Here is a 25,852-nt window from a genome sequence, read left to right as displayed (position 1 = left end):
ATGGCGACCCTCGACGACGTGTTGCAGCGCTATCCCGCGCCTCGCTTTCAACCGCTGGCCTGGGGCGTGATGGCGCTGTTGGCGGCCGCTGCGGTCTGGGCCTGGCAGGCCCGGATCGACACGGTCGCGGTTGCCGAAGGCTCTGTCGTGCCGCAGGGCGAACTGAAGGTGGTTCAGCATCTGGAAGGCGGCGTGATCGAGGCGATCTACGTCCGCGAAGGGGCGAGCGTGGCGGCCGGCGAGCGGCTGATGCAGCTCGACGTCAGCACCAGCGCCACCAATCTGGAGGAGCTGGAAGTGCGCCTGGACGGGCTCTTGCTCAAGCGCGCGCGCCTGTCGGCCGAGGCGCAGGGCGATCCCTTGAGCTTTCCGCCCGATCTCGCGGCCCGCCGACCCGCGCTGACGGCGGCGGAGCAGCGCACCCACCAAAGCCGTCTCGAAAATCTGCAGGGTAAGATCCGGGTTTTGGAGCAGCAGGCGGCCCAGCGTCGGCTGGAGATCGAGGAGCTGCAGGTGCGCCGCCGCTCCGTCGCTGCGGACCTGAACCTGGCGCAGGAGCGCCTGGAGCTCTCCGCCCCTTTACTGGCGAACCAATTGGTCACCCGTGTCGAGCTGAATGAGATCGAGCGCGACGTGCAGCGCCTGCGGGGCGAACTGCAGACGATTGAGGCGGGGCTGCCCAGAGCGCGCGCCGCGCTGGACGAGGTGACGGAGAAGCTGGCCTCCGCCCGGCAGGAGTTCCGCACCGACGCCTCCGGCCAGCTCTCGGAGGTTGAGCTGGAGGTGCGCCGGCACGAGAAGCTCTTGGCCCGCGCCCAGAGCCAGGAAGGCCGGATGGAGATCGAGAGCCCGATCGACGGCGTGGTGAAGACCCTGGTTCACAACACGGTCGGCGGCGTCGTCCGCCCGGGCGAGCCGATCCTGGAGATCGTCCCCACCCAGGATCGCCTGGTGGTCGAGGCCAAGATCGACCCGATGGACATCGGCCATGTCGCCGCCGGCATGCCGGCGACGGTCAAGATCACCACCTACGACTTCGTCCGCTACGGCGGACTGGAGGGCAGGGTGGTCAGCGTCGGCGCCGACATCGAACAGGGCGAGCAGGGCGAGCAATTCTTCACCGCCGAAATCGAGACCGACAACGCGTATCTGGAGCGCGACGGCCGGCGCTATCCGATCCAGCCGGGCATGCAGGCGACCGTCGACATCCATCTCGGCGAGAAGACGGTGCTGGACTTTCTGATCCAGCCCGTGCTCAAAATGCGCTACGAGGCGTTTCGCGAACGCTGAGCGCTTTTCGCGTAAAAACAATTTGTTATGAGGGGGATTTGAGATGGCGGCTGCGAGCGCCGGTCTCGATCGAACCGCCGCGCCGACGCTTCGGGTCGACGGCGCGCGCCTGTGGGGCAGCCTGATGGCGATGGCCGAGATCGGCGCGACGGCGAAGGGCGGCAGCTGTCGCCTGGCGCTGTCGGACGAGGACCGGGAGGGCCGCGATCTCTTCCGTCGCTGGGCGGAAGAGGCCGGCTGTTCGATCGTGATCGACAGCATGGGCAACATCTTCGCCCGACGCGCCGGGCGCGACGCCTCGGCCGCGCCGGTCGCAACGGGCAGCCACCTCGACACCCAGCCGACCGGCGGCAAGTTCGACGGCGTCTACGGCGTGCTGGCGGGGCTTGAGGTCATCCGACGTCTGAACGAGTTGGGGATCGAGACCGACGCCCCGATCGAGGCGATCGTCTGGACCAATGAGGAAGGCGCGCGCTTCGCTCCCTCGATGATCGGCAGCGGGGTCTTCGCCGGCGTCTTCGATCAGGCTGAGGCCTATGCGACCCGCGATCTAGACGGCAAGAGCCTGGGCGAGGAGTTGGCGCGCGTCGGCTACCGGGGCGAAGAGCCCTGCGGCGCCCATCCGATCGGAGCCTTCTTCGAAGCCCATATCGAGCAGGGTCCGGTGCTCGAGGCCGAGGGACGCACGATCGGCGCGGTCGTCGGGGCCCAGGGCATGAACTGGTACGATGTCGAGCTGTCCGGCGCGGAGGCCCACGCCGGAACCACCCCGATGGCGCGTCGGCGCGACGCCTATCTGGCGGCCGCGCGCGTCGCCGACCGGCTGGCGGCGATCGCCCACGCCCACGGACCCCACGGCGTCGCGACGGTGGGACAGGTGCAGGTCTTTCCCAACTCGCGCAACACCGTGCCGGGCCGCGTCGCCTTCTCGGTCGATCTGCGCCACCCCGAGGCGGACGCGTTGGCGGCGATGGAGGCGGCGATGGCGCGCGCGCTGGCGGAGATCTGCGATCCGGTTGGGATTGAGCGGCGGATCGAGCGGATTTCAGCCGAGGCGCCGATCGGCTTCGACCCCGACTGCGTGGAAGCCGTGCGCGCGGCGGCGCAGGCGTTGGGGTTCGAACCGAAGGAGATGGTCTCCGGCGCCGGGCATGACGCGTGCTTTCTCGCCAGCGTCGCGCCGACGGGAATGATCTTCGTCCCCTGCGCCGACGGGATCAGCCATAACGAGGTTGAAAGCGCGACGCCTGAAGATCTGGCGGCCGGCGCCTCGGTGCTGCTGAACGCGATGCTGGAGCGGGCGGGGAGGGCGGCATGAGCCGGGTTTTCCTGCTGTCCTATGCTGACGCGCCGCTGACCGCGCCCGCCGAGCCGGCGGGCTGGCGGCGCGTAGCGGTCGGGCCGCTCGCTGAGCCTGCGGAGGGGCGGGATCTGCCGCTCCCCGATCGGTTCGGGCGGCTGCTGACCGAAATCGCCCGCGCGCTCGCCGCCGAAAAAGCCGGGCCGCCGCATCTCAGCGCGCTCACGATCCGCAGCCCCGATGCGCAGGCGCTGCTTGATCAGGACCCCTGGGCGCTGGAGTTGATCTATCGTGAAAGCCTGGGCGGGAATTTCTGCGATATGGCGGTCGTCAGCGACCCCAAGGCGGAGGGGCTGGCGGCGGAGGCCGTGGCCTTCGTCCCGCCGGCGCCGGAAGGGCCCGTCTATGCCGACATGGATGCGGCCACGCTGAACTTTCAATATTCCGCCCGCGCCCAAACGCCGGAGCATATGGACCACATGACCGCCTGGCGCCGCGAGGGCGCGGCCTTCCGTGAGGCGCGCACGCCGATCGTCCTGACCCACGGCGACGGGCCGGGCGGTGAGATTGATCTTTATCCGCCGACCGAGCCGCAGACCGGCTCCGGGGGCGCGCCGATCCACCTGTTCATCCACGGCGGCTACTGGCAGGCGCTGGACAAGAGCGATCAGGGCCATCTGTTCGAAGCGATGCTCGAAGCGGGGGTCGCCGTCGCTCTGCCGAACTACGACCTGCTGCCGAAGGACGATCTCACGCTCGCCGATCTGTCGGAGCAGGTGCGCTGCGGGCTTGAAGCGCTGTGGGCCGCCGCGCCGCTCTACGGGCTCAATCGCGACCGGTTGACCGTCTCCGGCCATTCCGCCGGCGGGCATCTGGGCGCGGTCCTGGCGGCGACCGACTGGTCGGCCCGCGACGCCGGCCTGCCGCGCGACGCGGTCAAGGGCGCGGTGCTGATCTCCGGCCTCTACGACCTCTCGCCCCTGGTCGCGACGGGAATCAACCACGCTGTCGGGATGGACGAGGATCTGGCGGTGCGGGAGAGCCCGCTGCATATGCGGCCTGCGCACGCGCTGCCGGCGCTCGTCGCCGTCGGCGGCCTCGAATCCGAGGAGTTCCAACGCCAATCACGCGAGCTGGCCGAGGTCTGGGGCCGGCGCGGCGCGGCGACGGAGCTCCTCATCCTCGACGGCCTCAACCACTTCACCGCGCTGGAGGCGTTGGGCGATCCGGCGTCGGATCTCGGCCGCCGCGCGATGCGGCTGATCGCAGCGGTTTAGGGCGCGGGAGGAAAGGCTTTCCGGTCTCTATCAGGGAGCCGAGCCTCTTTTCCTCCCCCTGGAGGGGGGAGGATAAAAGGCGGGGGTGGGCGCGCCGTCAGGCGATCCTCCGTTCGAAGATCGCGCGCCCCTTCCACCCTCAAGGAAAAACCCCGCCGTCGCCGGCGGGGTTTTCGTCAGGTCACCATTCGGCGTCCATTTTCGCCTTCAATCCCTGGTCCAGCTTGTCGAGGAATTGGTTGGTGGTGAGCCAGGGCTGGTTTTCGCCGATCAGCAGGGCGAGATCCTTGGTCATGTGGCCCTGCTCGATGGTCTCGACGCAGACCTTTTCCAGCAGCTGGGCGAAACGCACCACGTCGGGCGTATCGTCGAACTCGCCGCGCGATTTCAAGCCCCGGGTCCAGGCGAAGATCGAGGCGACCGGGTTGGTGGAGGTCTCCTTGCCCTGCTGGTGCTGGCGATAGTGCCGCGTGACGGTGCCGTGGGCCGCCTCGGCCTCGACCACGTCGCCGTTCGGCGTCATCAGCACGGACGTCATCAGGCCGAGCGAGCCGAAGCCCTGCGCCACCGAGTCCGACTGCACGTCGCCGTCGTAGTTCTTCGCCGCCCAGACGAAATCGCCGGAGCTCTTCATCGCGAAGGCGACCATGTCGTCGATCAGCCGATGCTCGTACCAGACGCCGGCCTCCTCGAACTTCTCCTTGAACTCCGTCTCGAAGATCTCCTGGAAGAGGTCCTTGAAGCGGCCGTCATAGGCTTTGAGGATCGTGTTCTTGGTCGAGAGATAGACCGGATAGCCGCGCATCAGGCCGTAATTCATGCAGGCGCGCGCGAAGCCGCGGATCGAGCTGTCGAGGTTGTACATCCCCAAGGCGATGCCCGGCCCGTCGAAGCGGAAGACCTGGTGGCGGATGGTCTCGCCGTCCGGATCCTCCGGCGTGAAGGTGATGGACAAGAGCCCGGCGCCCGGGATCAGGAAGTCGGTCGCGCGGTACTGATCGCCGAAGGCGTGGCGGGCGACGACGATCGGCTTGGTCCAGGAGGGGACCAGTTTCGGCACGTTCTGGCAGACGATCGGCTCGCGGAAGACGGTGCCGTCCAGGATGTTGCGGATCGTGCCGTTGGGCGAGCGGTACATGCGCTTCAGCCCGAACTCCTCGACCCGCTGTTCGTCCGGCGTGATGGTGGCGCACTTCACGCCGACCCGGTGCTCCAGGATCGCATTGGCCGCGTCGACCGTGATCTGATCGTCGGTCTCGTCGCGCTTCTCGATGCCCAGATCATAGTATTTCAGGTCGATGTCGAGATAGGGCAGGATCAGCTTGTTCTTGATGAAGTCCCAGATGATCCGGGTCATCTCGTCGCCGTCCAGCTCGACGACCGGGTTTTTGACTTTGATCTTCTCCATGGATCGGCGGCTCCCCTGACCGGTGCGTTGGGCGGGCGTCGCGGGTCCGGCCCACATCTCCGACCCCCGTCTTCAGCCCCTCTGGCGAAATCGCGCGGACCATACAGCGGGGAACGGGGGCGGGCAATATCCGGCGGAGAGGGGGCGGGACCGCTCTTTTCACGCCGATCGCTTACTCTATCCTTGTCGCCCATGACGATCCATCTCGCGCTCGCCTCGGCGCTTTTCGGGGCCATGCTGTTCTTCGCCGCCGTCGTGGCGCCGTCGGTCTTCTCGTTCCTGGAGGGGGAGGCCGCGGGTCGCTTCCTGCGCGGGATCTTTCCGCGCTACTACATCGCCGGGCTCGGCGTGGCGGCGTTCGGCGTGCCGGTCTCGGTGTGGGAGGGGGGCTTTCTGGCGGCCGGCGTGTTCGCGGCCGTGGCGGCGGGCTTCGCGCTGTCGCGCTTCGTGCTGGTGGACCGGATCAACGCCGCGCGCGACGCCGATCTGGCCGGCGAGGCGGGCGCCAAGTCCCGCTTCACCTGGCTGCACAGGTTGAGCGTGCTGATCAATCTCGCCCAGATGATCGCGCTGCTGGCGCTGATCGGCCGCGGTCTCGCGCTGCTCTAGGCGGCTAGTCGAACAGCTTGTCGATGTCGGACTGGCCGAGAACGCGCTCGCGCGCGGAGCTCGGCGCCGCCTCTTCGGGCTGATCGGCCTCGGCCGCGGCGGCGAGCGCCTCGGCCTCCTCAACCGTGACCGCGCCGTTTATGACGGCGCTCATGGAGTCGGAAACGCGGGCGAGATCGCGGGCGAGCGCGCGCGCCGCCGCGGCCATGGCGGCGTCGTCGCCCGCGTCATGCAGGGCCTTCAACTGCGGCAGCGCGGCTTCGACCCGCGCTTTCAGGACGGCCGTGCAGCGATCCAAGGGCCCGCGATAGGCGTCCGGCGCGTTCTCATAGGCCCAGACCGCGAGATCCTTGTGCTGGAAGACGCTGTCGGCGAAGTGGGCCTGATAGCTCTTGAAGCGCCAGTCGAGCGCTTCCTCGAGCATCTCCGGCATGTCCGCCGCCATCTCAACCATCATCGTCAATTCGTTGAAATGATTGAGATAGTCGGTCGACAAAAGGGTCAGATCATTGATCGTCGTGTCGCGGACGAGCCGCCGGTAGGTGCGGGTGAGCTTGACCATGTTCCGCGCCCGTTCGGCCCCTCACGTCCATTTACTGCGCACGTCGTCCGACGCGGGCGGGTTGGCCGCCAGAGCGGGCAGCACGTCGTCGACCGCGTCGACGATTTGAAACAGCTCAAGATGCTGCGGCTTCACGAAACCCTCGGCGGCCTGATGCTCCAGCAGATGCACGAAATGGTCCCAATAGCCGGCGATGTTGAGCAGCAGGATGGGCTTCTGGTGCAGCTGCAATTGGCGCCAGGTGAGAATCTCGAAGGTCTCGTCCAGCGTCCCCAGGCCCCCCGGCAGTACGACGAAACCGTCTGAGAGCTCCGCCATGCGCTGTTTGCGCTGATGCATGTTCTCGGTGCGGATCAGCTCCGTCAGGCCGGTCATGCCGACTTCCAACTCGTCCAGGAAGGTGGGGATGATGCCGGTGACGCGTCCGCCGGCGCCGAGGCAGGCCTGCGCCGTCGCCCCCATCAGACCGATGCTGCCGCCGCCGTAGATCAGCGTGATCCCGGCTTCCCCCAAGGTGCGGCCGAGGGCGACCGCGGCCTCGCGATAGATCGGCCGCGCGCCCATTGAGGAGCCGCAATAGACGCAAAGACTTGAGACGGGTGGCTGCACGGCGGCGGGTTCCTAGATCTGAAGGCGCGAGACGACCGCGCGGACGACGGCCTTGGGGCGGAAGCGCCGCCCGCACGCTTGGCGATAGCGCATCCGCGCGTCTGCGTCTAGGGCGCGGCGCGCCGTCCGCGCTCCCGCCGGCCGCGGGACTCCGGACCCCTTGCGTTGCGCCGCGCCCGGCGGACGGGTAGGATCGCGCGGAGAGAGTACGGCGCGCCGCATCGCGCAGGCCGCGCTGTTGACTGCGAGGGGTGCAGCGAGGGTGAATCGGACCGTTCTGATCGGAGTGGCGGGCGCAGTGATCGTGCTGCTCGCTCTGTTGCTGAACGACGTGCTGAACGAGACGCCGCCGGAGCAGGCTGATCCCGCCGAGGCGACCGGCGAGAGCGTCGCGGAGGGGCCGAGCGACGGCGGCGCGGCGGATGGCGGCGCGGCGGATGCGGCGACACGCGACGAGTCGACCGCCCGCGCCCCGGAAACGAGTTCGGCCGAAGACGCCGCACAAGACGCCGCCGGGGAGGCGGCCGGGGCGATCGACCGCGCGGCCGAGACGGCCGAACAGCTGGCGGCGCCGCCTGACGATGCGGGCGCCGACGCCGAAACCGGTCCCAGCTTCGACGTCGTGCGCATCAGCAAGGACGGCGACACGGTCATCGCCGGGCGCGCGCCGCCGGGATCGGAGGTGACGATTCTGGACGGGGGCGAGCCGATCGGTACCGTGACGGCCGACGGCCGCGGCGAATGGGTCTATCTGCCGAGCGAGCCGCTGGCTCCGGGCAGTCACGACCTCAGCCTGCAGGCTGTGACGCCGACGGGAGAGACGCTGGAGTCCGACAGCAAGGTGGTGCTGGTGGTCCCCGAGCGCGGCAAGGACATCGCCGGCCGCCCGACGGCGCAGCCGCAGGAGCCGTTGGCCATGCTGGTGCCGAAGGACGGCGGCGAGGTGGGCGCGCGGGTGCTGCAGAAGCCCTCCGTGCCGGGCAGCGTCGAGTCGGAGGCGGGCGACCTCGCCCTCGACAGCGTCGATTATGACGAGGCGGGCGAGGTGAGCCTGGGAGGGCGCGGGCTGCCGGGGACGGAAGTCAGGGCCTATCTCAACAATGATCTGATCGGCCGCGCCGAAGTGCCGCCGACCGGTCTATGGCGCATCACGCCGGACGGGGCGGTCGAGCCGGGAGGCTACCAGCTGCGTCTGGACATGGTGCGCGAGGGCGGGGCGGTCGTCAGCCGCATCGAACTTCCCTTCAGCCGCGCCGAGCCGATGCGTGATTTCGACGGCGGCGCGTTCGTGGTGGTCCAGCCGGGCAACAGCTTGTGGCGCATCGCGCGGCGGACGCTCGACAGCGGCTTCAACTACACGGTGATCTACGAGGCCAACAAGGAACAGATCCGCGACCCGGATCTGATCTATCCCGGCCAGATTTTCGAAGTGCCCGCGAACTGATATCGGCGCGGGACGCGTTCCTCTGACGAGACGAGAGACGGCTTTGAGCCTACAGGACTCCATCAAGCAGGTTTTGGTCCCGCTCCACCGCGAAGGGCTGGCCTTCATCGCGCTGTTCGCCATCGTCACCATCGTGGCGGGTCTGTTCTGGACGCCGCTGTTCGTCATCGGCGCAGTGCTGACGGCGTGGTGCGCCTACTTCTTCCGCGACCCGCCGCGGGTCACGCCGGTGCGCGAGGGGCTGGTGGTGAGCCCGGCCGACGGCGTCGTCCTTCCGGTTGTCGAGGCGAAGCCGCCGGAAGAGCTCGGCATGGCCGACCGGTCGGTGCCGCGGGTCTCGATCTTCATGAACGTCTTTGACGTGCATGTGAACCGCGCGCCGATCGACGGAACCATCCTGAAGATGGACTATCGGCCGGGCAAGTTCCTGAACGCCAGCCTCGACAAGGCCAGTACGGACAATGAAAGGCTCAGCTACCGCATCGAGACGCCGGCCGAGAAGGAGGTGGCGATGGTCCAGATCGCCGGGCTCGTCGCGCGGCGCATCGTCGCCGACGTGGAGCAGGGCGACGATTTGAAGGCGGGCGAACGCGTCGGCATGATCCGTTTCGGCAGCCGGGTCGACGTCTATCTGCCGCGCGGGACGAGCGTGTTGGTCTGCGCCGGCCAACGCTGCGTCGCCGGCGAGACGGTGCTCGCCGACCTTGGCGGCGGTCCGCGAGGCAAGGAGAAGGCGCGCAAGGGCGAGGTGCGGTGAGATGCTGAGCCCCCGGCGACACAAGCGGCGCGACGCCGCCCGGACCCCCCGCCTGAAGGGCATGACGCTCACCAAGATGATTCCCAACATGATCACCGTCGCGGCGACCTGCGCCGGCCTGACCGGGGTGCGCTTCGCGATCGACGGGCGGTGGGAGTTCGCGGTCGGCGCCATCATCGTCGCCGCCATCCTGGATGCGTTGGACGGGCGCATGGCGCGGATGCTGAAGGCGCAAAGCGATTTCGGCGCGCAGATGGATTCGCTCTCCGATTTCGTCGCCTTCGGCGTGGCGCCGGCGCTGATCGCCTGGTTCTGGATGCTGAACGGGCTGGGCGGGTTCGGCTGGGCGGCGTGCCTGTTCTTCGCCGTGTGCTGCGGGCTGCGTCTGGCGCGTTTCAACAGCCGCCTCGATACGCTGCCGCCCTACGCCTACAACTACTTTCAGGGCGTGCCGGCCCCGATGGGCGCGGCGATCGGGCTGTTGCCTATGATTCTCAGCTTCGAGACCGGCCCGATCGCCCTGATCAACCCGGTCGTCGTCGCCGTCTGGATGGTCGGGACGGCGCTGCTCATGGTCAGCGAACTGCCGACGTTCAGTTTCAAGAAATGGAAGCTGGCGCCGCGCTACATGCTGCCCTTCATGGCCGCGGTCGGGTTGGTGTTGGCCGGACTGGCCGGCGCGCCTTGGTTGACGCTGTCGATCGCGCTCGGCGTGTATCTCCTCACCATGCCGTTTTCTGTGCGCAGCTTCGCCATGCTGCGCGCCGAAGCCGAACGGCTCGCCGAATTCGAGGAGGAGACCGAAGGCGGGCTCAAACCGCCGATGCGCGCGGACGCAGACGATGCGGCGCCCCCGGGTGATGCGCCGAACGCCGGCGCGGACGGCGCGGAGGCGGGGCGCGTCCACACCCTGCGGCCGAAGAGCTGACGCCTGCGCCGGTGTCGCTCTCTCGCCTGACGATCCGCGAGGCCCGGCGCGCAGACCTGGAGGCGATTGTGGCGTTGTTGGCCGAGGATTTTCTCGGCGCAGGCCGCGAAGACGCTGCGCCCGAAGCCTACGCCGCGGCCTTCGCCGCGATCGAGGCGAGCCCGGACAACCGGCTGTTCGCGGCCGAGGCGGACGGAGCGGTGATCGGCTGCTTCCAACTGACCCTGATTCCCAATATCAGCCTTGGCGGCGGAACCAGAGCGCAGATCGAAGGCGTCCGCACCGCCGGACCCTGGCGCGGGCGGGGCGTGGGCGCGGCGATGATGCGCTTTGCGATTGCGGAGGCCCGGGCCGCGGGCTGCGTCCTGGTGCAGTTGACGACCAACGCCGAGCGCAAGCGGGCGCGCGCCTTCTATCAACGGCTCGGCTTCGTCGCCAGCCATGACGGCATGAAGCTCGCGCTGTGAGCCGGCGCCGAGCTCAGACCACAAGCACCGGGCACCCCGCCAGACTCGTCACCTTGTGCGAGACGCTGCCCAGAAGATAGCCCTCCAGATCGCCGGCGCCTCGGCTGCCGAGCACGATCAGGTCGCAGTCCTTCTCCTTGGCGAAGGAGACGATGGTGCGCGCAGGCGGCCCGCGTTTGACGAAGGCGCGAATGCGTTCCACGCCCAGATCCTGCGCGCGGGTCTTGGCCGCCTCGCTCACCCCCATCGCGTAGTCGCGCAGCGCGTCGTCCATGCTCGCCGGGTCCTCGGGTCGGACCATCGACATCGACGCCTCCAGCAGGCTGTGGTGCCGGAAGACGGTCAGCAGCAGCAGTTCCGCGTCGTGTTTCTCGTGCAGGCGGATCGCCATCTCCATCGCGCGCTGCGCGTTGGGCGAGCCGTCGACGGGACAGAGGATTCGCGAAAACATGACGGAGAAGCTCCCGGTTTAGGCGCGTCAGCGGAAGGCGAGGTCGCGCAGGAACAGCGCGATCTCGGGGAAGAAGATCAGCGCGACCGCGACGGAGACGAGGATGATCGTGAAGGGCGGAATCCCGCGGATCACATCTATGTAGGGCTTCTTGAAGACGGCGATCGCGGTGAAAATGTCGCAGCCGAAGGGCGGCGTCGCCGAGCCGATCGCGACCTGCAGGGTGATGACGGTGCCGACCAGCACAGGGTCGAGGCCGACTGATTCGACCACCGGCGCGAAGATCGGCACCAGCACCAGGATCACGACGATCGGGTCGACGAACATGCAGCCGATGAAGAAGGCGACCGAGATGACGCCTAACACGCCTTTCGGTCCCATCTCCGCGATGCCGATCGAGCCGAGGATCTCCTGCGGGATCTGGGCGAAGGAGATGACCCAGCTGAAGGCCGCGCCGGCGGCGACAAGGATGAACACCACGGCGGTGATCAGGCCGGTCGACTTGGCGATGCGGTAGACGTCGCGGAAGCTGAGCGAGCGGAAGACCAGGAACTCCAGCACCAGCGCGTAGAGCACGCAGGCGGCGGCCGCCTCGGTCGGGCTGAAGATCCCGCCGTAGATGCCGCCGACGACGATCACCGGGAATCCGAGCGGAAAGAGGGCGCGGCGCGCCGCCTGCGCGCGCTCGGTCCAACTGGATTTCTCCTCCGTCGGCACGCCCTTGATGTGGGCGTAGAAGATGGAATAGGCGCTGAAGAGCAGCAGCAGCAGGAGGCCCGGCCCGACGCCGGCGATGAACAGCTCCGAGATAGAGGTGGAGGAGATCACCCCGTAAATGATCATGCCGATCGAGGGCGGGATCAGGAAGGCGATGTCGCTGGCGTTGATGATCAGGCCGAGGGTGAAGCTGTCATTATAGCCCGCCTTCAGCATGCGCGGGCGCAGCGGGCTGCCGACCGCGACCACCGTCGCCTGGGTCGAGCCCGAGACCGCGCCGAACAACGTGCAGGCCGTCGCGGTTGAGACCGCCAGACCGCCCTTGATATGGCCGATGAAGCGCATCACCAGATCGATCAGCCGGCCCGCGCTCTCACCGCGGGTCATGATGTCGGCGGCCAGGATGAACATCGGCACCGCGATAAGCGAGGCCGGCCGGATGCCGGCCATCATCTGCTGCACCATGAAGTCCATCTTCTGAAAGCCGCCGAACAGCTCGTAGAAGCCGTAGAAGGCGCCCGTCAGCAGCGGGATCATCATGGGGAAGCCCGCGAGCAGCAACACGACCATGATGGTGAAGAGTTTGGTTCCCATCAGATCGCCCCCTCAGACTTCCGTTTCATCTTTTTCGTAGCCCTCCAGCACGCTGGTGGAGAGGTAGACGTCGCGCGAGGTCAGATTCTTGACCGCCGTCAGCGCGTACTGAATGCCGGTGATCGCGAAGCCGACCGGCGCCCACAAATAGATCCAATAGACGGGGATCTGCAGCGCCGGCAGGACCCGGCCGCTGCTTTGCACCTGGCCGATATAGCCGACCGAGAAATAGCAGAGCGCGAACATCACGATCGAAGTCACGCAGGCGATGAACACCATCATCCCCTTGCGGCCGGGGACGTTCATCACGTCGAACAGGGCCGACATCCGGATGTGCCGGCCCATGCGCGCCGCGTAGCCGAGGCCGGCGAACGTGATGAGGATGATCAGGATGCGGTTCACCTCGCCGGTGAAGTAGAGACCGTATTGAAAAACGAAGCGGCTGACGACGTTGGCGATTGTGTTCGCCGCCATCAGCAAAACGCCGGCCGCCAGCACCAGGGCTTCGACCCGCGCAATGATCGTGTCGATCGTCCCCAGAAAGCCGGGCAGCGCGGAAGGCGGCTCCTCCTCGCGCTCGGTTCGGTCCTGGCGGCGCTTGGCCGAGGACGACGAGGTCTCGTAGGGATCCGGTTCGCCCTGATCTGCCATGCGCTCTTCGCCTTTGCGGGTCTTAAAAAAGGGCTTACCCAAAGAAACCGGCCGGGCGGTGAGGCCGCCCGGCCGGAGCCTTGGCTCAGGCCATCAGTTGCTGACGGCTTGGCGCGCTTCCTTCACGTCTTCCTTGATTTGGGCGAGGATCTCCTCGCCGCTCTCGCCGGTCATCTCGATGAAGCGCTCTTCGACCTGCTGGGCCGCCTGCTTGAAGGGCTCGCGCTCCTCCTCGCTGAGGCGCACGACGTTGATCGAAGGCTTGGCCTCCTTGATCTTCGCCAGCGATTCCTCGGACAGGCCCTTCTGATACTCAAGGATGTAGTCGAAGGCGACGTCGATCGCGTCTTCGATCATCTTTTGCTCGCCCTGGGGCAGGCCGTCGTAGAACTCCTTGTTCGCCATGACGGCGGTCGTGAAGATGTTGTGGCCAGTGAAGGTGATGTAGTCCGTCACCTCATACATCTTGGTCGACCAAACCCAGAACATCGGGTTCTCCTGGCCCTGAATGATGTCGGTCTGCAGACCGCCGTAGACCTCGCCCCAGGGCAGCGGCGTCGGGGTCGCGCCGAAGGCCTTGTAGCTCTCCACCAGAAGCGGGTTGGTCATGGTCCGGAACTTGACCCCGTCGAGGTCCTGCGGCGCCTTGACCGGCTCCTTGGTGGTCATGACGACCTCCCCTTCGGGAAACATGGCGAGCAGTTCAAGTCCCTTTTCGGCGTAAAGCCCCTCGAACATCTGATTGACCGCCTCGCTCTCCGTGAAGAAGCGGCTCGCGACCTCCTGATCGGTCGGCATCAGATAGGGGACGAAGAAAACCTGCGCCTCCGGGATCATCGACCCGGTGAAGCCGGGCGACTGATCGACGAACTGCAGAATGCCGGCGCGCGTCTGCTCCATGATGTCGGCGCTTTCGCCCAACGTACCGAAGGGGAAAAGCTTGATGGTGTGGTCGGAGTTGGCCTCGATCTCGGCCTTGAACTTCTGGGCGAATTTGCCCTGGACGTCCTCCATCGCCTCTTCGAAGGCGTAGCGCCATGTCTCGGCCTGGGCGACCGCCGGGGCGAGGGCGCCGCCGGCCAGCGCGCAGGCCGCCACGGCGGCCGTCGCCGTGCGGCGGAGGAGGGTGGGGGATCGATTGGTCATCGCATGTCTCCCTGTTTTTCGTCGGCGGCGCCCGACCGCCTGACCCCGGAGATTGATCCCGGAGATTGATCCCGGAGACTGTTTCCTGGGACCGGGGCGCGGCGGGCGCCGGGTGATTCAGACGCACGCTCCGTCCGCCCGCCTCGGGCGGCGCGCTGGGCGGATCATGCTTCGGCAACCGAAACGGTATCGGGCGGTGCAAAAGCCTGTCAACGAAACCGGGGCGCGCGGTCACGGATTCGCAACAAAATATCAATCGGACGCCGGCTCACAGAAAAACCCACGGATTCTATAGGCAATCACCAAATAAAATTCGGCTGTCGAAAGTTCATCTCGCGCCGTGCGCCGGGCGTTTGCGTCGGAAGGTCTTTCAGCCGCGCGGGCGCCCGGCTATTGTCCCGCTCTGCGGCGCCGACCGCTTTTCACCGACAGCGAACAGGACCGACGCGGATGACCCCGGACGACGTGACCCCGCAGCCCGCAAACCCCGCGAGCGATCACACGCTCGGCTATCTGGGCGCGGCCGACGACCACGAAATCGCTTTGCTTGAAGCGCTGGAGCGCAAGGTGCGTTGGCTGTCCGCCTGGACGATCCACAACGCCAACCATCTGCGCGAGAGCCGCGACGGCCTGAAGGTCGGCGGGCATCTCGCCTCCTGCGCCTCGGTGTCGGCCATCATGACCGCGCTCTACTTTCATGAGCTCAAGGCCGAAGACCGCGTCGCGGTGAAGCCGCACGCCAGCCCCGCCTTCCACGCCGTCCAATATCTCATGGGGCAGCAGAACCTGCAGAAGTTGAAGGATTTTCGCGCCTTCGGCGGGGCGCAGTCCTATCCCTCGCGCACCAAGGACGGCGCGATGGTCGACATCTCCACCGGTTCGGTCGGGCTGGGCGCCGCCTTCACCAATTTCGCGGCGCTGACACAGGATTACCTGCGCCTGAAGGGCATGACGCCGACCAGCGGCGATCCCGAGGGTGCGGATCGCGGCCGGATGATCGCGCTCGTCGGCGACGCGGAGCTCGACGAGGGCAATGTCTACGAAGCCCTGATGGACACCTGGAAGCATGACGTGCGCAATGTCTGGTGGATCATCGACTACAACCGCCAAAGCCTTGACGGCGTGGTGAACGAGCATCTGTTTCGCATCATCGGGCGCTTTTTCCGCGCGGTCGGCTGGAACGTGCTGACGCTGAAATACGGCTCGAAGCAGATGGCGGCCTTCGCCAAGCCGGGCGGCGGCGCGCTCAAGCGCTGGATCAACAATTGCCCGAACGACGTCTACTCCGCGCTCAGCTTCCAGGGCGGGGCGGCCTGGCGCAAACAGATCAAGGCCGACGCGACCGACGACGGCGCGCTGCACGCGCTGCTCGACAGTTACGACGACGCCGGGCTGCACGAGGTGATGACCAATCTGGGCGGCCACGACGTGAAGGCGCTGCTGCACACCTTCAAGTCGGTTCCGGACGACAAGCCGACCTGCATCATCGCCTACACGATCAAGGGCTGGGGCCTGCCGCTGGCGGGCCACAAGGACAACCACGCCGGCCTGATGAACCCCCAGCAGACCGCGGCCCTGCGCGAGAGCATGGCCGTCCCGGAAGGCGCGGAGTGGGAGCGCTTCGCGGGCCTGCCCTTTGCGGAAGAAGAGCTCGCGCGCTTCATCGAGACCGTTCCCTTTCTCAAGCGGCGCGAGCGCGTGATGCGGGCCGAGCCCGTGCCGGTCCCCGACGCGCTGACCTTCAAGCGGGCGGAGCGCGGCTCGACCCAGGAGGCCTTCGGCAAGCTCTTGCACGAGATCGCGCGCGAGGGCGGGCCGCTCGCCGACCGGATCGTCACCACCTCGCCGGACGTGGCGCAGTCGACCAATCTGGGCGGCTGGATCAACCAGCGCGGCCTGTTCTCCCGCCAGGAGCGCGGCGACGAATTCAAGGCGCGCAACGTGCCCTCCGCCCAGAAATGGGTGAAGAGCCACGAGGGCCAGCATATCGAGCTCGGCATCGCCGAGAACGATCTGTTCCTCAATCTCGCCGCCCTCGGCCTGTCGGCGAAGCTGTTCGGCCAGCGTTTGCTGCCGATCGGCACGCTCTACGATCCCTTCATCCAGCGCGGCCTCGACGCCTTCAACTACGCCTGCTACCAGGACAGCCGCTTCATCCTGGCGGCCACGCCGTCCGGCGTCTCGCTGGCGCCGGAAGGCGGCGCGCACCAGTCGATCTCGACCCCGATGATCGGCATGGGCCAACCCGGCCTGATGTCCTTCGAGCCGAGCTACGGCGACGAGCTGGCGGTCATCCTGCGCTGGGCCTTCGCCCACATCCAGGACGAGGAGCAGGGTTCGGCCGTCTATCTTCGGCTTTCCACCCGCCCGATCGACCAGCCGGAGCGCAGGATCGACGCTGATCTCGCCGACCAGATCGTCAAGGGCGGCTATTGGGTGGAGCCGCCCAAGCGCGGCGCGAAGAGCGCGATCGTCTATATCGGGGCCGTCGCCCCCCAGGCGACGGAGGCGTTCGAGCGGCTGCGCGCCGATTATCCCGACGCCGGGCTGTTGGCGATCACCTCGGCCGATCGGCTCTACAACGACTGGCAGCGCCTGGAGCGCGCGCGCCTCGACGGGACCGACGGCGGCGCGATGGCCCATGTCGAGGACCTGTTCGAGCCGTTGGCCGACGACGCCCGCCTCGTCTCCGTCATCGACGGCCACCCGGCCGCGGTCGCCTGGATGGGCGCGGTGCGCGGCCACTCAGTCGCGCCGCTCGGCGTCGAGACCTTCGGCCAATGCGGCGACCTGATCGACGTCTACCGCCATTACGGCATCGACGCCGACAGCATCGAAAAGGCCGCGCGGCGGATGCTCTAAGCGGGCCGCGCGCCTGTCGCCAGGCGCAGATGGACGCGCATCCGATAGGCTGAACCGTCCTCGGTCTTGAGCGGGGCGAGGCGCTCGCGGATCGCCTCGTCGAGGCGGCGCAGCAGCGCCTTGTCTTCCATATCGACCCGGTGCCCGAAACTCATCGCCAGCTGCGGGCGCCAGAAGGGGCGGTCGGCGGGGGCGGTCGGGGTGAAGGCGAGGGGGCGCTCCTGCACCTCGCTCAGCCCGGCGGTCTCCATCGCGCGGGCGAGCGAGCCGGCCTCGCCATAGGTAAAGATCTGGAAGTGCGGGTCGTCGTCGGGCAGGCCCGCGATCGCGGCCACCGCGTCGCCCAGCACGGTGAACAGCGTCTGGTCGGCGCGCGGACCCCAGACCAGGAAGCCGCAGGTCCCCCCGGGTCGCAGCACGCGGCGCACTTCCGCCAGCGCCAGCGCCGCGTCGGGGACGAACATGATCCCGAAGCGGCAGGTGACGCGATCGATGCAGGCCTCAGCGATCGGCAGGCGCTGCATGTCGGCGGCGGCGAGGTGCAGGCGCGCCGCGCCCTCGCGCTTGGCGAGACCGGCCAGCATTTCGGGCACGAGGTCGGTGGCGATGACGCAGCCCGTCTCGCCGACCCGCGCCGCGGCGCTCAACGCCGGCTCGCCCGCGCCGGCGGCGAGGTCCAGCACCCGATCGCCCGCGCCTGCGCCGACGGCGTCCAAGAGCGGCTGGTTGAAGCGGTCCGCCATCGCAGCCATCGTATCCGCCCAGCCGCTCCAGGCCGGGGCCTTCTCGCGCCAATGGGCGCGCACGGCCTCGTCGTCGGTCATGGTCATCGTCCCCGCTAAATCGTCAATGCGCGGTCATAGCACGCCGCCGTTCCCCCGGGCCAAGCCCGAGGTGACGGGTCCACAAAAGCGGGAGACAAGCGTCGGGCCGGACCTGTTCCGGCCCGACAGCGGGCGGGCGCCGTCACGCGCCGCTTGGCGTCAGGGCGTCCGCGATCGCTTCCACCTCGCGTCCCAGCGGCCGGTCGTCCGCCTCGAGCGGCGGGCACAGCGGCGTCAGGCGCTCGATCCAGGGAATCAGCGCCGCGCCCGGGCGCGCGACCCCGCGCAGCTGCAGCGCCTGCATGGCGATGCGCAGTTCGAGGGCGGTCATCAGGCGGAAAGCGTCGGCGCTTTCCTGCAATTTTTCAGCAGCTTGCGGCGCGAAGCTCATGCTGTCTTCAAGCGATCCGCCGGCCATCGAAGGCAGCGCCGCCGCCGGCTGCGCCGCGCGCGTCAGCCGATGCATCAGCGCCTGACCCACCTTGTACAGCGGGGCGACGCCGGCGCTGCCGACGCCGCCGGGCGACAGCAGGCGCGGCAGGTCCGTGAACTCCGCCCGGCCCAGGATCTGACAGCGCGCCAGCGCGCCGGCGCCCAGGCTTGCGATCGCCGCGGCCAGTTGATCGCAGGCGAGCGCCAGGCCGGGGCTGTGGAAGTTGGGCGTTGCGACCAGCCGGTCGCCGGCGACGTCGACCATCGGGTTGTCGCCTGAGCCGTTCAGTTCGGCGTCGATCGCCGCGCGAGCCGCGTCGAGCGCGGTCAGCGCGGCCCCGAGACTGGGGGCAGCGCAGCGCAGGCTCAGCGGATCCTGCAACCGGCGCGGGGCGTCCGGATCGGTCGCCAAGTCGCCGCCCGCCAGCAGATCGCGCAGGCGCCGAGCGGCCTCCGCCTGGCCGGGCTGCGGGCGTGCTTCGGCGCAGGCCGGGTCGAGCGGGCTGGGATTGGCGCGAAACGCCTCCAGTACTAGGGCGCTCGCCACGGTCTCGAGGGCGACCGCGCGCTCCAGCGCCTCGAAGGCGAGCGCGGCCTCGGCGATTGCGATCGAATTGTGGGAGATGAGGGCGAGACCGTCCTTCGGGCCTGGGGCGAGCGGGGCGAGGCCGGCGCGTTTGAGCGCCGCGTCGGCCGGCGCGATCGCGCCGTCGATCTCGGCGCGGCCGTCCGGATCGCCGATCAGGGTCAGCGCGAGGGCGGCCGTCACGCAGAGGTCCGCTTCGCCGATCGAGCCGATGCGCGGGACGACCGGCGTCAGCCCGGCGTTGAGCGCGGCTTGCAGCGCAACGGCCGCCGCCTCGCTCAAGCCGGCGCGGCCGGTAAGGGCGCCGTTTAGCCGCACGGCCATTGCGCCGCGCACCACCGCGCGCGGCAGGGCCGCGCCCACGGCCATCGCCCGGCCGCGGATGGTGCGCCGGGAAAAGTCCGCCAGCATTTCCGGCGGCAGGCTGTCGCCGACCTGATCGCCCAGGCCGCGGGTCAGGCCGTAGACCGGACGGTTCTCGGCGATCGCGCGCTCGACGACCGCGCGGCCTGCCCGCAGGCGCGCGAGCCCGTCGTCGCTGATCGCGACGGGCGCATCGGCGGAGGCGATCAGGGCGAGGGCGGCGGGCGTGAGCGCGGCGCCGGATAGGACGACGGGGTCGGACATCGGAGCTCGGGCGTCGTGGGATTGAAGATCCTCGCCCCTAGCACGGGCAGCGGCGGGGCGGAAGCGCTTCAGCGCGCGCTCGGGTGGATCGGGCTGTCCTTCGGTCGCAGGAAATGGCGGCGCGCGACGTGCAAATAGTCCCGGTATCGGTAGCCCCCGTTCCGGGCGAGCCACCCGGCCCGATCGGCGCGCCAGGCGGCGGGGATCTTGTACCACGGCAAGCCGGGGCGGCTGTGATGGATCAGATGGAAATTGTTGTTGAGAAAGAGCAGGCGCATCAGCGGCCCGCCTTCCACGATCGCGCAGCGCTCGTCCTGTTCCGCGCCCGGGCGATGCTCGACATAGGAGCGCAGCAGGCCGAGCGAAAGCGCCGGATAGACGATCCCCGCCAGATAGAGCCAAAGCGGCATGCCGCATACGGCGCCGACCCAGATCAGCACCAGCGCGGCGAGCGCGAGATGGGCCGCCCAGACGCCGAGATAGGCCCGGTCGCCGCGCCTGAATCGGCGGATTTCGCCGGCCCAGAAGCGCGTCACCATCAGCGCCGGCCCGACCGTCATGCGACCGACGAAGCTCTGATTGAAGGTCAACAGCGCGCGCAGCGCCGCCGGCTTCGCCGCCCAGCGCGCGGGCGTGTGATAAAAGCTTTCCGGATCGTCGATCGGGCAGGTGAGGGTCCCGATGCGGTGGTGCGCCAAATGGCTGTCGCGGTATATCGGGTAGGGCAGCCACAGGGTGAGCGGGGGCCAGGCGAAGAGCTCGTTCACCCAACGTCGCCGGGTGGGGTGGCCGTGCAGGATCTCATGGGCGAGGTGCGCCTGCAGGCACAAGAGATAGGCCCCGGCCGGCGCCAGAAGATAAAGCGGAACCTCCCGCCACCACCAGGTCAAGGCCGCGAAGCCGCCGTAACAAAGCGCGATCACGCCCCAGGTGGGGGCCTCGACTGCGTCAAGGGCGCTCGCGGCTCGGGTTCTGAATTTCTCGGGGCCGGGGCGGCCGGCGGGCGCCGACGATCGGCCGAAAGGAACGTCGCTCATGGCGCATAGGGTTGCGCTGGAAAAACCCGGCCCGCAACGAGGGGGTTGTCACATTAAGTCACCAGACCCGACATAACAGGATATAATGTTGTCTTCATAAACATATGTGATAATTATCAACAAATTTTGAAAGGAAGGACGGCATGAGCCTTGATCGCCGCGCCACGGTTCGGCTGTTTCGTGAGCGGCTGACGCATGCGATGCGGCGCGCCGAGACGAATCGCTCTCGGTTGGCGGCCGATGCGGGGATCGATCGTTCGACCCTGTCGCAATTATTGTCAGAGGATGCGGATCGTCTGCCGCGCGCGGATACGGTCGCGGCGGTGGCCCAGGTGCTGCAGGTCAGCCTCGATTGGCTGATGGGGCTGACCGCGCAGGAGAAGCTGGGGGCCGACATCCTGCGCGAGTCGGTCGAGGTGGCGCTGAGCCGCCCGACCGCGCCGTCGGACGAGAACCTGCAGCGCTGGCATCGCGAGGCGGCGGGCTACAAGATCCGCTACGTGCCGGCGACCTTGCCCGACCTCGCCAAGACCGAGGCGGTCCTGACGTACGAGTACTCGGGCTACGCGGCGAAAAAGCCGTCGGAAGCGATCGCGGCGGCGAGCCGCAAACTGGATTACAGCCGGGCGCCGGACGCCGATTTCGAGATCTGCTGCTCGCGTCAGGTGATTGAGAGCTTCGCCGACGGCTGCGGCGTCTGGTCGGGGCTGTCGCGCGACCAACGGGTTGAGCAGTTGGAGCATATGGCGGCGTTGAGCGACGAGCTGTATCCGCGTCTGCGCATCTTCCTGTTCGACGGGCTGCGGCATTACGCGACGCCCTACACCGTCTTCGGCCCGAAACGCGCCGCTCTGTTTCTGGGCGAAATGTACTTCGTCTTCAACACGACGGAGCATATCCGGCTGCTGACCGAGCATTTCGACCGGTTGATCCGTGCGGCCGTGGTCCAGGCGCACGAGGCGCCGCAGTTCCTGCGCGAAGTGGCCGCCCGGACGGCCGCCGAGCCCCAGGAGGCTGGGACGTGACCGCGGGTGGCGTCGCGGCGGCGGGGCGTGCGGGACTGTTCATGTACGCGCCCGAGGAATTGCGGCCGACGGTCGAAGCTTGGTGGGCGGGTCTGCGCGGCCATCTGGCGGCGGCGGGCGCGGCCGCGCCGGAGACGCTGGAATGGCCGCGCGACGCGCACGAGCATTGGACCGCGCCGGATCTGGTGCTCTCCCAAACCTGCGGTTATCCGCTGACGCATGCGCTGGCGGGGGCGCTCATCTACGTCGCCACGCCGCGCTATCGGGCGCCGGGGTGCGCCGGCGCGGACTATTGCAGTCTGATCGTCGCGCGGGCCGTCGACGCGGGGGCCTCGCTCCTCGACTTCGAGGGGCGGCGGCTCGCCGTGAACGGTCTGGATTCGCAGTCGGGCCGGCACGCCCTGAGGGCGGCGGCGGCCGACGCGCTGCGGGCGGCCGGCCGCGCGGCCCCGACAGCGCCCTTTTTCTCCGGCGTAGCGCTAACCGGCGGTCATCGGGAAAGCCTGGCGACGGTGCGCGCCGGCGGGGCCGATCTTTGCGCCGTCGACGCGGTGACGGCCGCGTTGATCCGGGACGTCGCGCCTGCGGAATGGTCGGGATTGGTCGAGATCGCCCGGACCCCCTTCGCGCCCGGCCTGCCGCTCGTCACCGCGGCGGGAACGTCGCCGGAAGGCGTGGCGGCCTTGCGTCGCGGGTTGGCCGCCGCGGTCGCCGACCCGGCGTTGGCGGCGACGCGCCGGCGGTTGCGGATCGACGCTCTGGAGGTCCTGCCGCCGGACGCCTATGCGCGGGTGACGGAAATGGAGCGAGACGCCGCTCACACCTTGCCGGAACGGCTGTTTCATCCGCGACAATAACTTGCCGAAAATTACCGGCAGGGGAAGGCAAGCTCCAGATTTTCCAAGCCCTTTAGCATTTGACTTTGAAAAGCCGCACCGGCCATACTTTCGGCACAGGCGCATGCAAAATGTTGCGCGGGAAGAAAAAATCACCGTCCGGGGAAACGGACGGGTACGGTGACCGAGCCGCGGCGCGCACAGGGTTCGCGTGGTCGGGGTGAAGGGGGCTTACCAGGCGCATTCGATCCGGATCCCGCCCGTTTTTGGGCGCGAGTCATAAGGCGAAGCGCCGAAAGGACAGGGAAGTGCTTGTGTCGCCAAGCGAGAGCACCGCGCACGGCGCGAATTTTTTGAAATGACGTCCGGCTTGCGCTCCGTCGCCGTGCGGCGGCGGGGCTGCGCGCATTCGGGCGCTTGGGCTTAGGCAAAGGGAGACGGTAGACCATGTTCAAACGCAACAGCCTTTTGGGGAAGAAGCGCTATATCGGGCCGGAGGCTAAGAAGCTCGGCTACGAGACGCACCCCTATCTGCCGGAATTGGCGGATCTGCTTCGTCAGGGCCGCGTCAATCGGCGCGACTTCTTGCGCACCGCGACGCTGCTCGGCATGTCGGCCACGGCGGCCTACGCCATGGCCGGTTCGATCACGGGCGAAGGTGCGGGCGTCAAATCCGCCATGGCCCAGACGCCGAAGGCGGGCGGCAGCCTGCGCGTCGCGATGGCGGTGCAGGAGATGACGGACCCCGCGACCTTCGACTGGGTCGAGAAGTCCAACGTCGCGCGCTTCATCGTCGAGCATCTGACCCGCACCGGCGCCGACAACATCACGCGCCCCTACCTGGCCGAGGGCTGGGAGGCGTCCGAGGATCTGAAGACCTGGCGCTTCACCGCGCGCAAAGGGATCAAGTGGTCCAACGGCGACGAGTTCGGGTCGGCCGACATCGCGCACACGGTCAATCGCTGGCTCGACCCGGCGACCGGCTCCTCCAACCTCGGCCTGTTTTCGCCGATGGTCGAAGAGGTCGACGGCAAGAAGCAGGGCATCCCCGGCGCCGTCGAGGTGGTCGACGACTACACGGTGCAGTTCAACCTGAACTCCGCCGCGCTCGCGATGCCGGAGAACTTCTACAACTATCCGACCGCGATCACGCACCGCGGCTTCGGCACGGACTACGAGGCGGATCTGTCGGCCAACCCGATCGGCACCGGCGCGTTCGAGCTGGCCGAGTTCTCGGTCGGTCAGAAGGCCGTGCTGCGCAAGGCGCGCGACTGGTGGGCCGGGCCGTTCTATCTGGATGAGATCCAGTACATCGACCTCGGGAACGACCCGAACGCGCAGATCGGCGCCATCGCGTCCGATCAGGTCGACATGACCTACAACACGCCGGTGGATCAGCTTGACGTCGTCCGGCGGCTGCCGAACGTGGAGCTCCATGAGGCGGTGACGGCCCAGACCGGCGTCATGCGCATGCGCACGACCGAGGCGCCGTTCGACAACATTCACGTCCGCAAGGCGGTGCAGCTCTGCGCCGACCGGGCTCAGATGCTGGAGATCGCGCACCGCAACGCCGGCCAGGAGGCGGCGGACTACCACGTCTGCCAGATCCATCCGGAGTATTTCGACCTGCCCGGGCCGACGCGCAACATCGAGGAGGCCAAGGCCGAGCTGGCGAAGGCCGGTTACGAGGACGGCATCTCCTTCGAGATCGTGGTCGGCGACACGCAGGGTCCCTGGGAGACCGCGCAGTGCGAAGCGCTGGCCTCGCAGTGCCGCGCCGCAGGCATCGATCTGCGCATCAACAAGATGCCGGCCAACCAGTATTGGGAGGTCTGGGACAAGGCGCCGTTCGGCCTCACCAGCTGGACGCACCGTCCGCTCGGCACCATGGTGCTCAGCCTCGCCTACCGCACGGGCGTGCCTTGGAACGAGTCGGCCTACAGCAACCCGGAGTTCGACGCGGCTCTGGACGCGGCCGAGGCGACGCTCGACGTCGAGGAGCGCCGCAAGCTGATGGAGAAGCCGGAGCGGCTGCTGCGCGACAGCGGCGTCATCATCCAGCCGTTCTGGCGGTCGGTCTTCAAGGCGGCCAACAAGCGGGTCAAGGGGCACGTCACGCACCCGACCTTCTACCACCAGTTCCACAACGTCTGGCTCGACGCGTAAGCGAGCCGTCGGGGTCGGCCCCGTCGCCCTTTCGGCGGCGGGGCCGGAGCCCGCCTGGGAAGGGGCGACGGCGCCGGATTGTTCGCGCCTGAGCCTTGCGGCCCCGCGCCGCAGCCATTGGTTTGTGATTTTTCGACAAGCGGTTTCCGGCCGGCTCACGCACACGCCGGCTGTTCGGACCGCCCCGGCTGGAGAACAAGGGCCGCCGAAGGGCCCGGACCGGGGACTCCATCCGATTGAGAACGCGCTCGCGGCGCTCGGGGCGTCAGACTGCGTTCGGGGGACGATAAAGGGGGACGGCGGTTATGACTCGTCTATTGGTCCGACGGATCGGGCTGATGCTGCTCATCATGCTGGTGGTGGGGTTCATTCTGTTCATCGTCAACGAGGGCGATCCGCGCAAGGTGGCGCGCGGCGTGCTCGGACCCTACGCTCAGGCGGAGCAGCTGGACATCTGGATCGAGGAGAACGGCTACGATCGGCCGATCCCGGTGCGCTTCCTGGACTGGGTCGGCGGGGTCGCGAGCGGCGACCTGGGCGAATCGGTGCAGTACAAGCGACCGGTGAACGAGTTCTTCTGGGACCGATTGGGCAACACCGGAATCTTAGCCGGCATCACCTTCGCGATCATGGTTCCCTTGGCGCTGTTCCTCGGCGTGTTGGCGGGGATGAAGGAAGGCTCGCTGCAGGATCGAACGATTTCGGTCGTCTCGATCGTGACGACCTCCGTCCCGGAATTCGCAAGCGCGGTCATTCTCTCCACCATCTTCGTCATCCAGCTCGGGTGGCTGCCGGGAACCAGTTCGATGGCGGCGGGATGGAATTGGATCGAGCTGATTCTGCCCGTCTCGGTGCTCGTGCTCTACGGCTTCGGCTACATCGCCCGCATGACGCGCGCCTCGATGGCCGAGGTTATGACGACCCACTACATCCGCACCGCGGTCCTGAAAGGACTGCCCTACAAACGGGTGATCCTGAAGCACGCGTTGCGCAACGCGCTGATCGCGCCGTTCACGGTCATCATGCTGCAGCTCAATTGGCTGCTCTCGGGCGTGGTCGTGACCGAATACGCCTTCGCCTACAAAGGCTTCGGGACCTTGCTGCTGGAGGCGGCGCTTAGGCGCGACATCTTCGTGATCGAGGCGTGCGGTCTGGCGGCCGTTTTCGTGGCCGTGCTCAGCCAGACGCTGGGCGATATCGGCTACACGTTCCTCAATCCACGCATCCGGTTCAGTTGAGGGGGAGGG

Annotated in this window: 23 protein-coding genes; 13 read left to right on the top strand and 10 right to left on the bottom strand. The window is 68.0% G+C overall.

Annotation, left to right across the window (positions count from 1 at the left end; translation table 11 throughout):
- Genes RIB45_RS13005 through RIB45_RS12995 form a run of 3 tightly spaced genes read left to right on the top strand, consistent with a single transcriptional unit; the run spans nt 1 to nt 3,867 of the window.
- Entirely contained in the window at nt 1–1,290 is a 1,290-nt protein-coding gene (locus tag RIB45_RS13005) for an HlyD family type I secretion periplasmic adaptor subunit (protein ID WP_350050756.1), read from the top strand.
- A gap of 43 nt (nt 1,291–1,333) precedes the next feature.
- Nucleotides 1,334–2,608, top strand: a complete 1,275-nt coding sequence (locus RIB45_RS13000; protein WP_350050755.1) for a Zn-dependent hydrolase — start codon at nt 1,334–1,336, stop codon at nt 2,606–2,608.
- Complete coding sequence (locus RIB45_RS12995) at nt 2,605–3,867, top strand: alpha/beta hydrolase (RefSeq protein WP_350050754.1); 1,263 nt, start codon at nt 2,605–2,607, stop codon at nt 3,865–3,867. Before RIB45_RS13000 ends, RIB45_RS12995 begins: the two co-directional genes overlap by 4 nt.
- A 181-nt stretch (nt 3,868–4,048) precedes the next feature.
- Here the strand turns inward: RIB45_RS12995 and RIB45_RS12990 are convergent, their stop codons facing one another.
- Nucleotides 4,049–5,275: an NADP-dependent isocitrate dehydrogenase gene (locus RIB45_RS12990; protein ID WP_350050753.1), complete on the bottom strand. Its 1,227-nt coding sequence runs from the start codon at nt 5,273–5,275 to the stop codon at nt 4,049–4,051.
- A 192-nt stretch (nt 5,276–5,467) separates the two neighbouring features.
- Between RIB45_RS12990 and RIB45_RS12985 the strand changes: the two genes are divergently transcribed.
- Nucleotides 5,468–5,884, top strand: coding sequence for a DUF4149 domain-containing protein (locus tag RIB45_RS12985; protein WP_350050752.1), 417 nt, complete (start codon nt 5,468–5,470; stop codon nt 5,882–5,884).
- A 4-nt stretch (nt 5,885–5,888) separates the two neighbouring features.
- Here RIB45_RS12985 and RIB45_RS12980 read toward each other — a convergent pair whose 3' ends face one another.
- Both RIB45_RS12980 and RIB45_RS12975 read right to left on the bottom strand, forming a co-directional pair.
- Nucleotides 5,889–6,446: a hypothetical protein gene (locus RIB45_RS12980; protein WP_350050750.1), complete on the bottom strand. Its 558-nt coding sequence runs from the start codon at nt 6,444–6,446 to the stop codon at nt 5,889–5,891.
- Nucleotides 6,447–6,467: 21 nt separating this feature from the next.
- Nucleotides 6,468–7,055, bottom strand: a complete 588-nt coding sequence (locus tag RIB45_RS12975) for an LOG family protein (protein ID WP_350050748.1) — start codon at nt 7,053–7,055, stop codon at nt 6,468–6,470.
- A gap of 262 nt (nt 7,056–7,317) precedes the next feature.
- Between RIB45_RS12975 and RIB45_RS12970 the strand changes: the two genes are divergently transcribed.
- From RIB45_RS12970 to RIB45_RS12955, 4 genes are read left to right on the top strand one after another with little or no spacing between them, the layout of a single operon-like run.
- Nucleotides 7,318–8,499: a LysM peptidoglycan-binding domain-containing protein gene (locus RIB45_RS12970; RefSeq protein WP_350050747.1), complete on the top strand. Its 1,182-nt coding sequence runs from the start codon at nt 7,318–7,320 to the stop codon at nt 8,497–8,499.
- A 43-nt stretch (nt 8,500–8,542) separates the two neighbouring features.
- The gene (locus RIB45_RS12965) at nt 8,543–9,256 is read left to right on the top strand and encodes a phosphatidylserine decarboxylase (RefSeq protein WP_350050745.1); all 714 of its coding nucleotides are present in this window, start codon (nt 8,543–8,545) and stop codon (nt 9,254–9,256) included.
- A gap of 1 nt (nt 9,257) precedes the next feature.
- Nucleotides 9,258–10,184, top strand: coding sequence for a CDP-alcohol phosphatidyltransferase family protein (locus RIB45_RS12960; protein ID WP_350050743.1), 927 nt, complete (start codon nt 9,258–9,260; stop codon nt 10,182–10,184).
- Nucleotides 10,185–10,195: 11 nt separating this feature from the next.
- Nucleotides 10,196–10,651, top strand: a complete 456-nt coding sequence (locus RIB45_RS12955; RefSeq protein ID WP_350050742.1) for a GNAT family N-acetyltransferase — start codon at nt 10,196–10,198, stop codon at nt 10,649–10,651.
- Nucleotides 10,652–10,664: 13 nt separating this feature from the next.
- On the opposite strand, the gene RIB45_RS12950 is transcribed toward RIB45_RS12955, so the two are convergent.
- From RIB45_RS12950 to RIB45_RS12935, 4 genes are all read right to left on the bottom strand, one after another.
- The gene (locus RIB45_RS12950) at nt 10,665–11,102 is read right to left on the bottom strand and encodes a universal stress protein (RefSeq protein WP_350050741.1); all 438 of its coding nucleotides are present in this window, start codon (nt 11,100–11,102) and stop codon (nt 10,665–10,667) included.
- A 27-nt stretch (nt 11,103–11,129) separates the two neighbouring features.
- Nucleotides 11,130–12,413 carry a TRAP transporter large permease gene (locus RIB45_RS12945; protein WP_350050740.1) on the bottom strand — a complete coding sequence of 428 codons (1,284 nt, stop codon included), beginning with the start codon at nt 12,411–12,413 and terminating at the stop codon, nt 11,130–11,132.
- 12 nt (nt 12,414–12,425) lie between these two features.
- Nucleotides 12,426–13,064 (bottom strand): TRAP transporter small permease, encoded by a 639-nt coding sequence (locus RIB45_RS12940; RefSeq protein WP_350050738.1) that lies wholly within the window; start codon nt 13,062–13,064, stop codon nt 12,426–12,428.
- Between the two features lie 93 nt (nt 13,065–13,157).
- Complete coding sequence (locus RIB45_RS12935) at nt 13,158–14,210, bottom strand: TRAP transporter substrate-binding protein (RefSeq protein ID WP_350050737.1); 1,053 nt, start codon at nt 14,208–14,210, stop codon at nt 13,158–13,160.
- A gap of 450 nt (nt 14,211–14,660) precedes the next feature.
- Between RIB45_RS12935 and RIB45_RS12930 the strand changes: the two genes are divergently transcribed.
- Nucleotides 14,661–17,072 (top strand): thiamine pyrophosphate-binding protein, encoded by a 2,412-nt coding sequence (locus tag RIB45_RS12930; protein ID WP_350050736.1) that lies wholly within the window; start codon nt 14,661–14,663, stop codon nt 17,070–17,072.
- Here RIB45_RS12930 and RIB45_RS12925 read toward each other — a convergent pair.
- The 3 genes from RIB45_RS12925 to RIB45_RS12915 form a co-directional block, all read right to left on the bottom strand.
- On the bottom strand, nt 17,069–17,896 hold the full coding sequence (locus RIB45_RS12925; protein ID WP_350050734.1) for a class I SAM-dependent methyltransferase: 828 nt from the start codon (nt 17,894–17,896) through the stop codon (nt 17,069–17,071). The two genes, RIB45_RS12930 and RIB45_RS12925, sit on opposite strands and share 4 nt — an antisense overlap.
- Before the next feature lie 142 nt (nt 17,897–18,038).
- A complete protein-coding gene (locus RIB45_RS12920) occupies nt 18,039–19,541 on the bottom strand; it encodes an aromatic amino acid ammonia-lyase (protein WP_350050732.1) in 1,503 nt (500 codons plus the stop codon).
- A 68-nt stretch (nt 19,542–19,609) separates the two neighbouring features.
- Nucleotides 19,610–20,464, bottom strand: coding sequence for a fatty acid desaturase (locus RIB45_RS12915; RefSeq protein ID WP_350050731.1), 855 nt, complete (start codon nt 20,462–20,464; stop codon nt 19,610–19,612).
- A 257-nt stretch (nt 20,465–20,721) separates the two neighbouring features.
- Between RIB45_RS12915 and RIB45_RS12910 the strand changes: the two genes are divergently transcribed.
- The 4 genes from RIB45_RS12910 (at nt 20,722) to RIB45_RS12895 (ending at nt 25,843) form a co-directional block, all read left to right on the top strand.
- Nucleotides 20,722–21,603: a helix-turn-helix domain-containing protein gene (locus RIB45_RS12910; protein WP_350050730.1), complete on the top strand. Its 882-nt coding sequence runs from the start codon at nt 20,722–20,724 to the stop codon at nt 21,601–21,603.
- On the top strand, nt 21,600–22,460 hold the full coding sequence (locus RIB45_RS12905; protein ID WP_350050729.1) for a PhnD/SsuA/transferrin family substrate-binding protein: 861 nt from the start codon (nt 21,600–21,602) through the stop codon (nt 22,458–22,460). Before RIB45_RS12910 ends, RIB45_RS12905 begins: the two co-directional genes overlap by 4 nt.
- A gap of 426 nt (nt 22,461–22,886) precedes the next feature.
- Nucleotides 22,887–24,605, top strand: coding sequence for an ABC transporter substrate-binding protein (locus RIB45_RS12900; RefSeq protein ID WP_350050728.1), 1,719 nt, complete (start codon nt 22,887–22,889; stop codon nt 24,603–24,605).
- 305 nt (nt 24,606–24,910) lie between these two features.
- Nucleotides 24,911–25,843: an ABC transporter permease gene (locus RIB45_RS12895; protein WP_350050727.1), complete on the top strand. Its 933-nt coding sequence runs from the start codon at nt 24,911–24,913 to the stop codon at nt 25,841–25,843.
- Nucleotides 25,844–25,852: the final 9 nt, after the last annotated feature.

Origin of the sequence: Marivibrio sp. (genome assembly GCF_040218065.1) — a bacterium.
GTDB lineage: Bacteria > Pseudomonadota > Alphaproteobacteria > UBA8366 > Aestuariispiraceae > Marivibrio.
The sequence above is the reverse complement of the archived record's forward strand: the minus strand, read 5'-3'. Positions and strand labels throughout refer to the sequence as shown.

Excerpts from the sequence above, each read along its gene's own strand:
- RIB45_RS12930 (WP_350050736.1), top strand. The coding sequence starts at position 14,661 with ATGACCCCGGACGACGTGACCCCGCAGCCCGCAAACCCCGCGAGCGAT.
- RIB45_RS13005 (WP_350050756.1), top strand. The coding sequence starts at position 1 with ATGGCGACCCTCGACGACGTGTTGCAGCGCTATCCCGCGCCTCGCTTT.
- RIB45_RS12900 (WP_350050728.1), top strand. The coding sequence starts at position 22,887 with ATGTTCAAACGCAACAGCCTTTTGGGGAAGAAGCGCTATATCGGGCCG.
- RIB45_RS12950 (WP_350050741.1), bottom strand. The coding sequence starts at position 11,102 with ATGTTTTCGCGAATCCTCTGTCCCGTCGACGGCTCGCCCAACGCGCAG.
- RIB45_RS12995 (WP_350050754.1), top strand. The coding sequence starts at position 2,605 with ATGAGCCGGGTTTTCCTGCTGTCCTATGCTGACGCGCCGCTGACCGCG.
- RIB45_RS12910 (WP_350050730.1), top strand. The coding sequence starts at position 20,722 with ATGAGCCTTGATCGCCGCGCCACGGTTCGGCTGTTTCGTGAGCGGCTG.
- RIB45_RS13000 (WP_350050755.1), top strand. The coding sequence starts at position 1,334 with ATGGCGGCTGCGAGCGCCGGTCTCGATCGAACCGCCGCGCCGACGCTT.
- RIB45_RS12985 (WP_350050752.1), top strand. The coding sequence starts at position 5,468 with ATGACGATCCATCTCGCGCTCGCCTCGGCGCTTTTCGGGGCCATGCTG.
- RIB45_RS12960 (WP_350050743.1), top strand. The coding sequence starts at position 9,258 with ATGCTGAGCCCCCGGCGACACAAGCGGCGCGACGCCGCCCGGACCCCC.
- RIB45_RS12945 (WP_350050740.1), bottom strand. The coding sequence starts at position 12,413 with ATGGGAACCAAACTCTTCACCATCATGGTCGTGTTGCTGCTCGCGGGC.
- RIB45_RS12895 (WP_350050727.1), top strand. The coding sequence starts at position 24,911 with ATGACTCGTCTATTGGTCCGACGGATCGGGCTGATGCTGCTCATCATG.
- RIB45_RS12925 (WP_350050734.1), bottom strand. The coding sequence starts at position 17,896 with ATGACCGACGACGAGGCCGTGCGCGCCCATTGGCGCGAGAAGGCCCCG.
- RIB45_RS12920 (WP_350050732.1), bottom strand. The coding sequence starts at position 19,541 with ATGTCCGACCCCGTCGTCCTATCCGGCGCCGCGCTCACGCCCGCCGCC.
- RIB45_RS12980 (WP_350050750.1), bottom strand. The coding sequence starts at position 6,446 with ATGGTCAAGCTCACCCGCACCTACCGGCGGCTCGTCCGCGACACGACG.
- RIB45_RS12940 (WP_350050738.1), bottom strand. The coding sequence starts at position 13,064 with ATGGCAGATCAGGGCGAACCGGATCCCTACGAGACCTCGTCGTCCTCG.
- RIB45_RS12935 (WP_350050737.1), bottom strand. The coding sequence starts at position 14,210 with ATGACCAATCGATCCCCCACCCTCCTCCGCCGCACGGCGACGGCCGCC.
- RIB45_RS12990 (WP_350050753.1), bottom strand. The coding sequence starts at position 5,275 with ATGGAGAAGATCAAAGTCAAAAACCCGGTCGTCGAGCTGGACGGCGAC.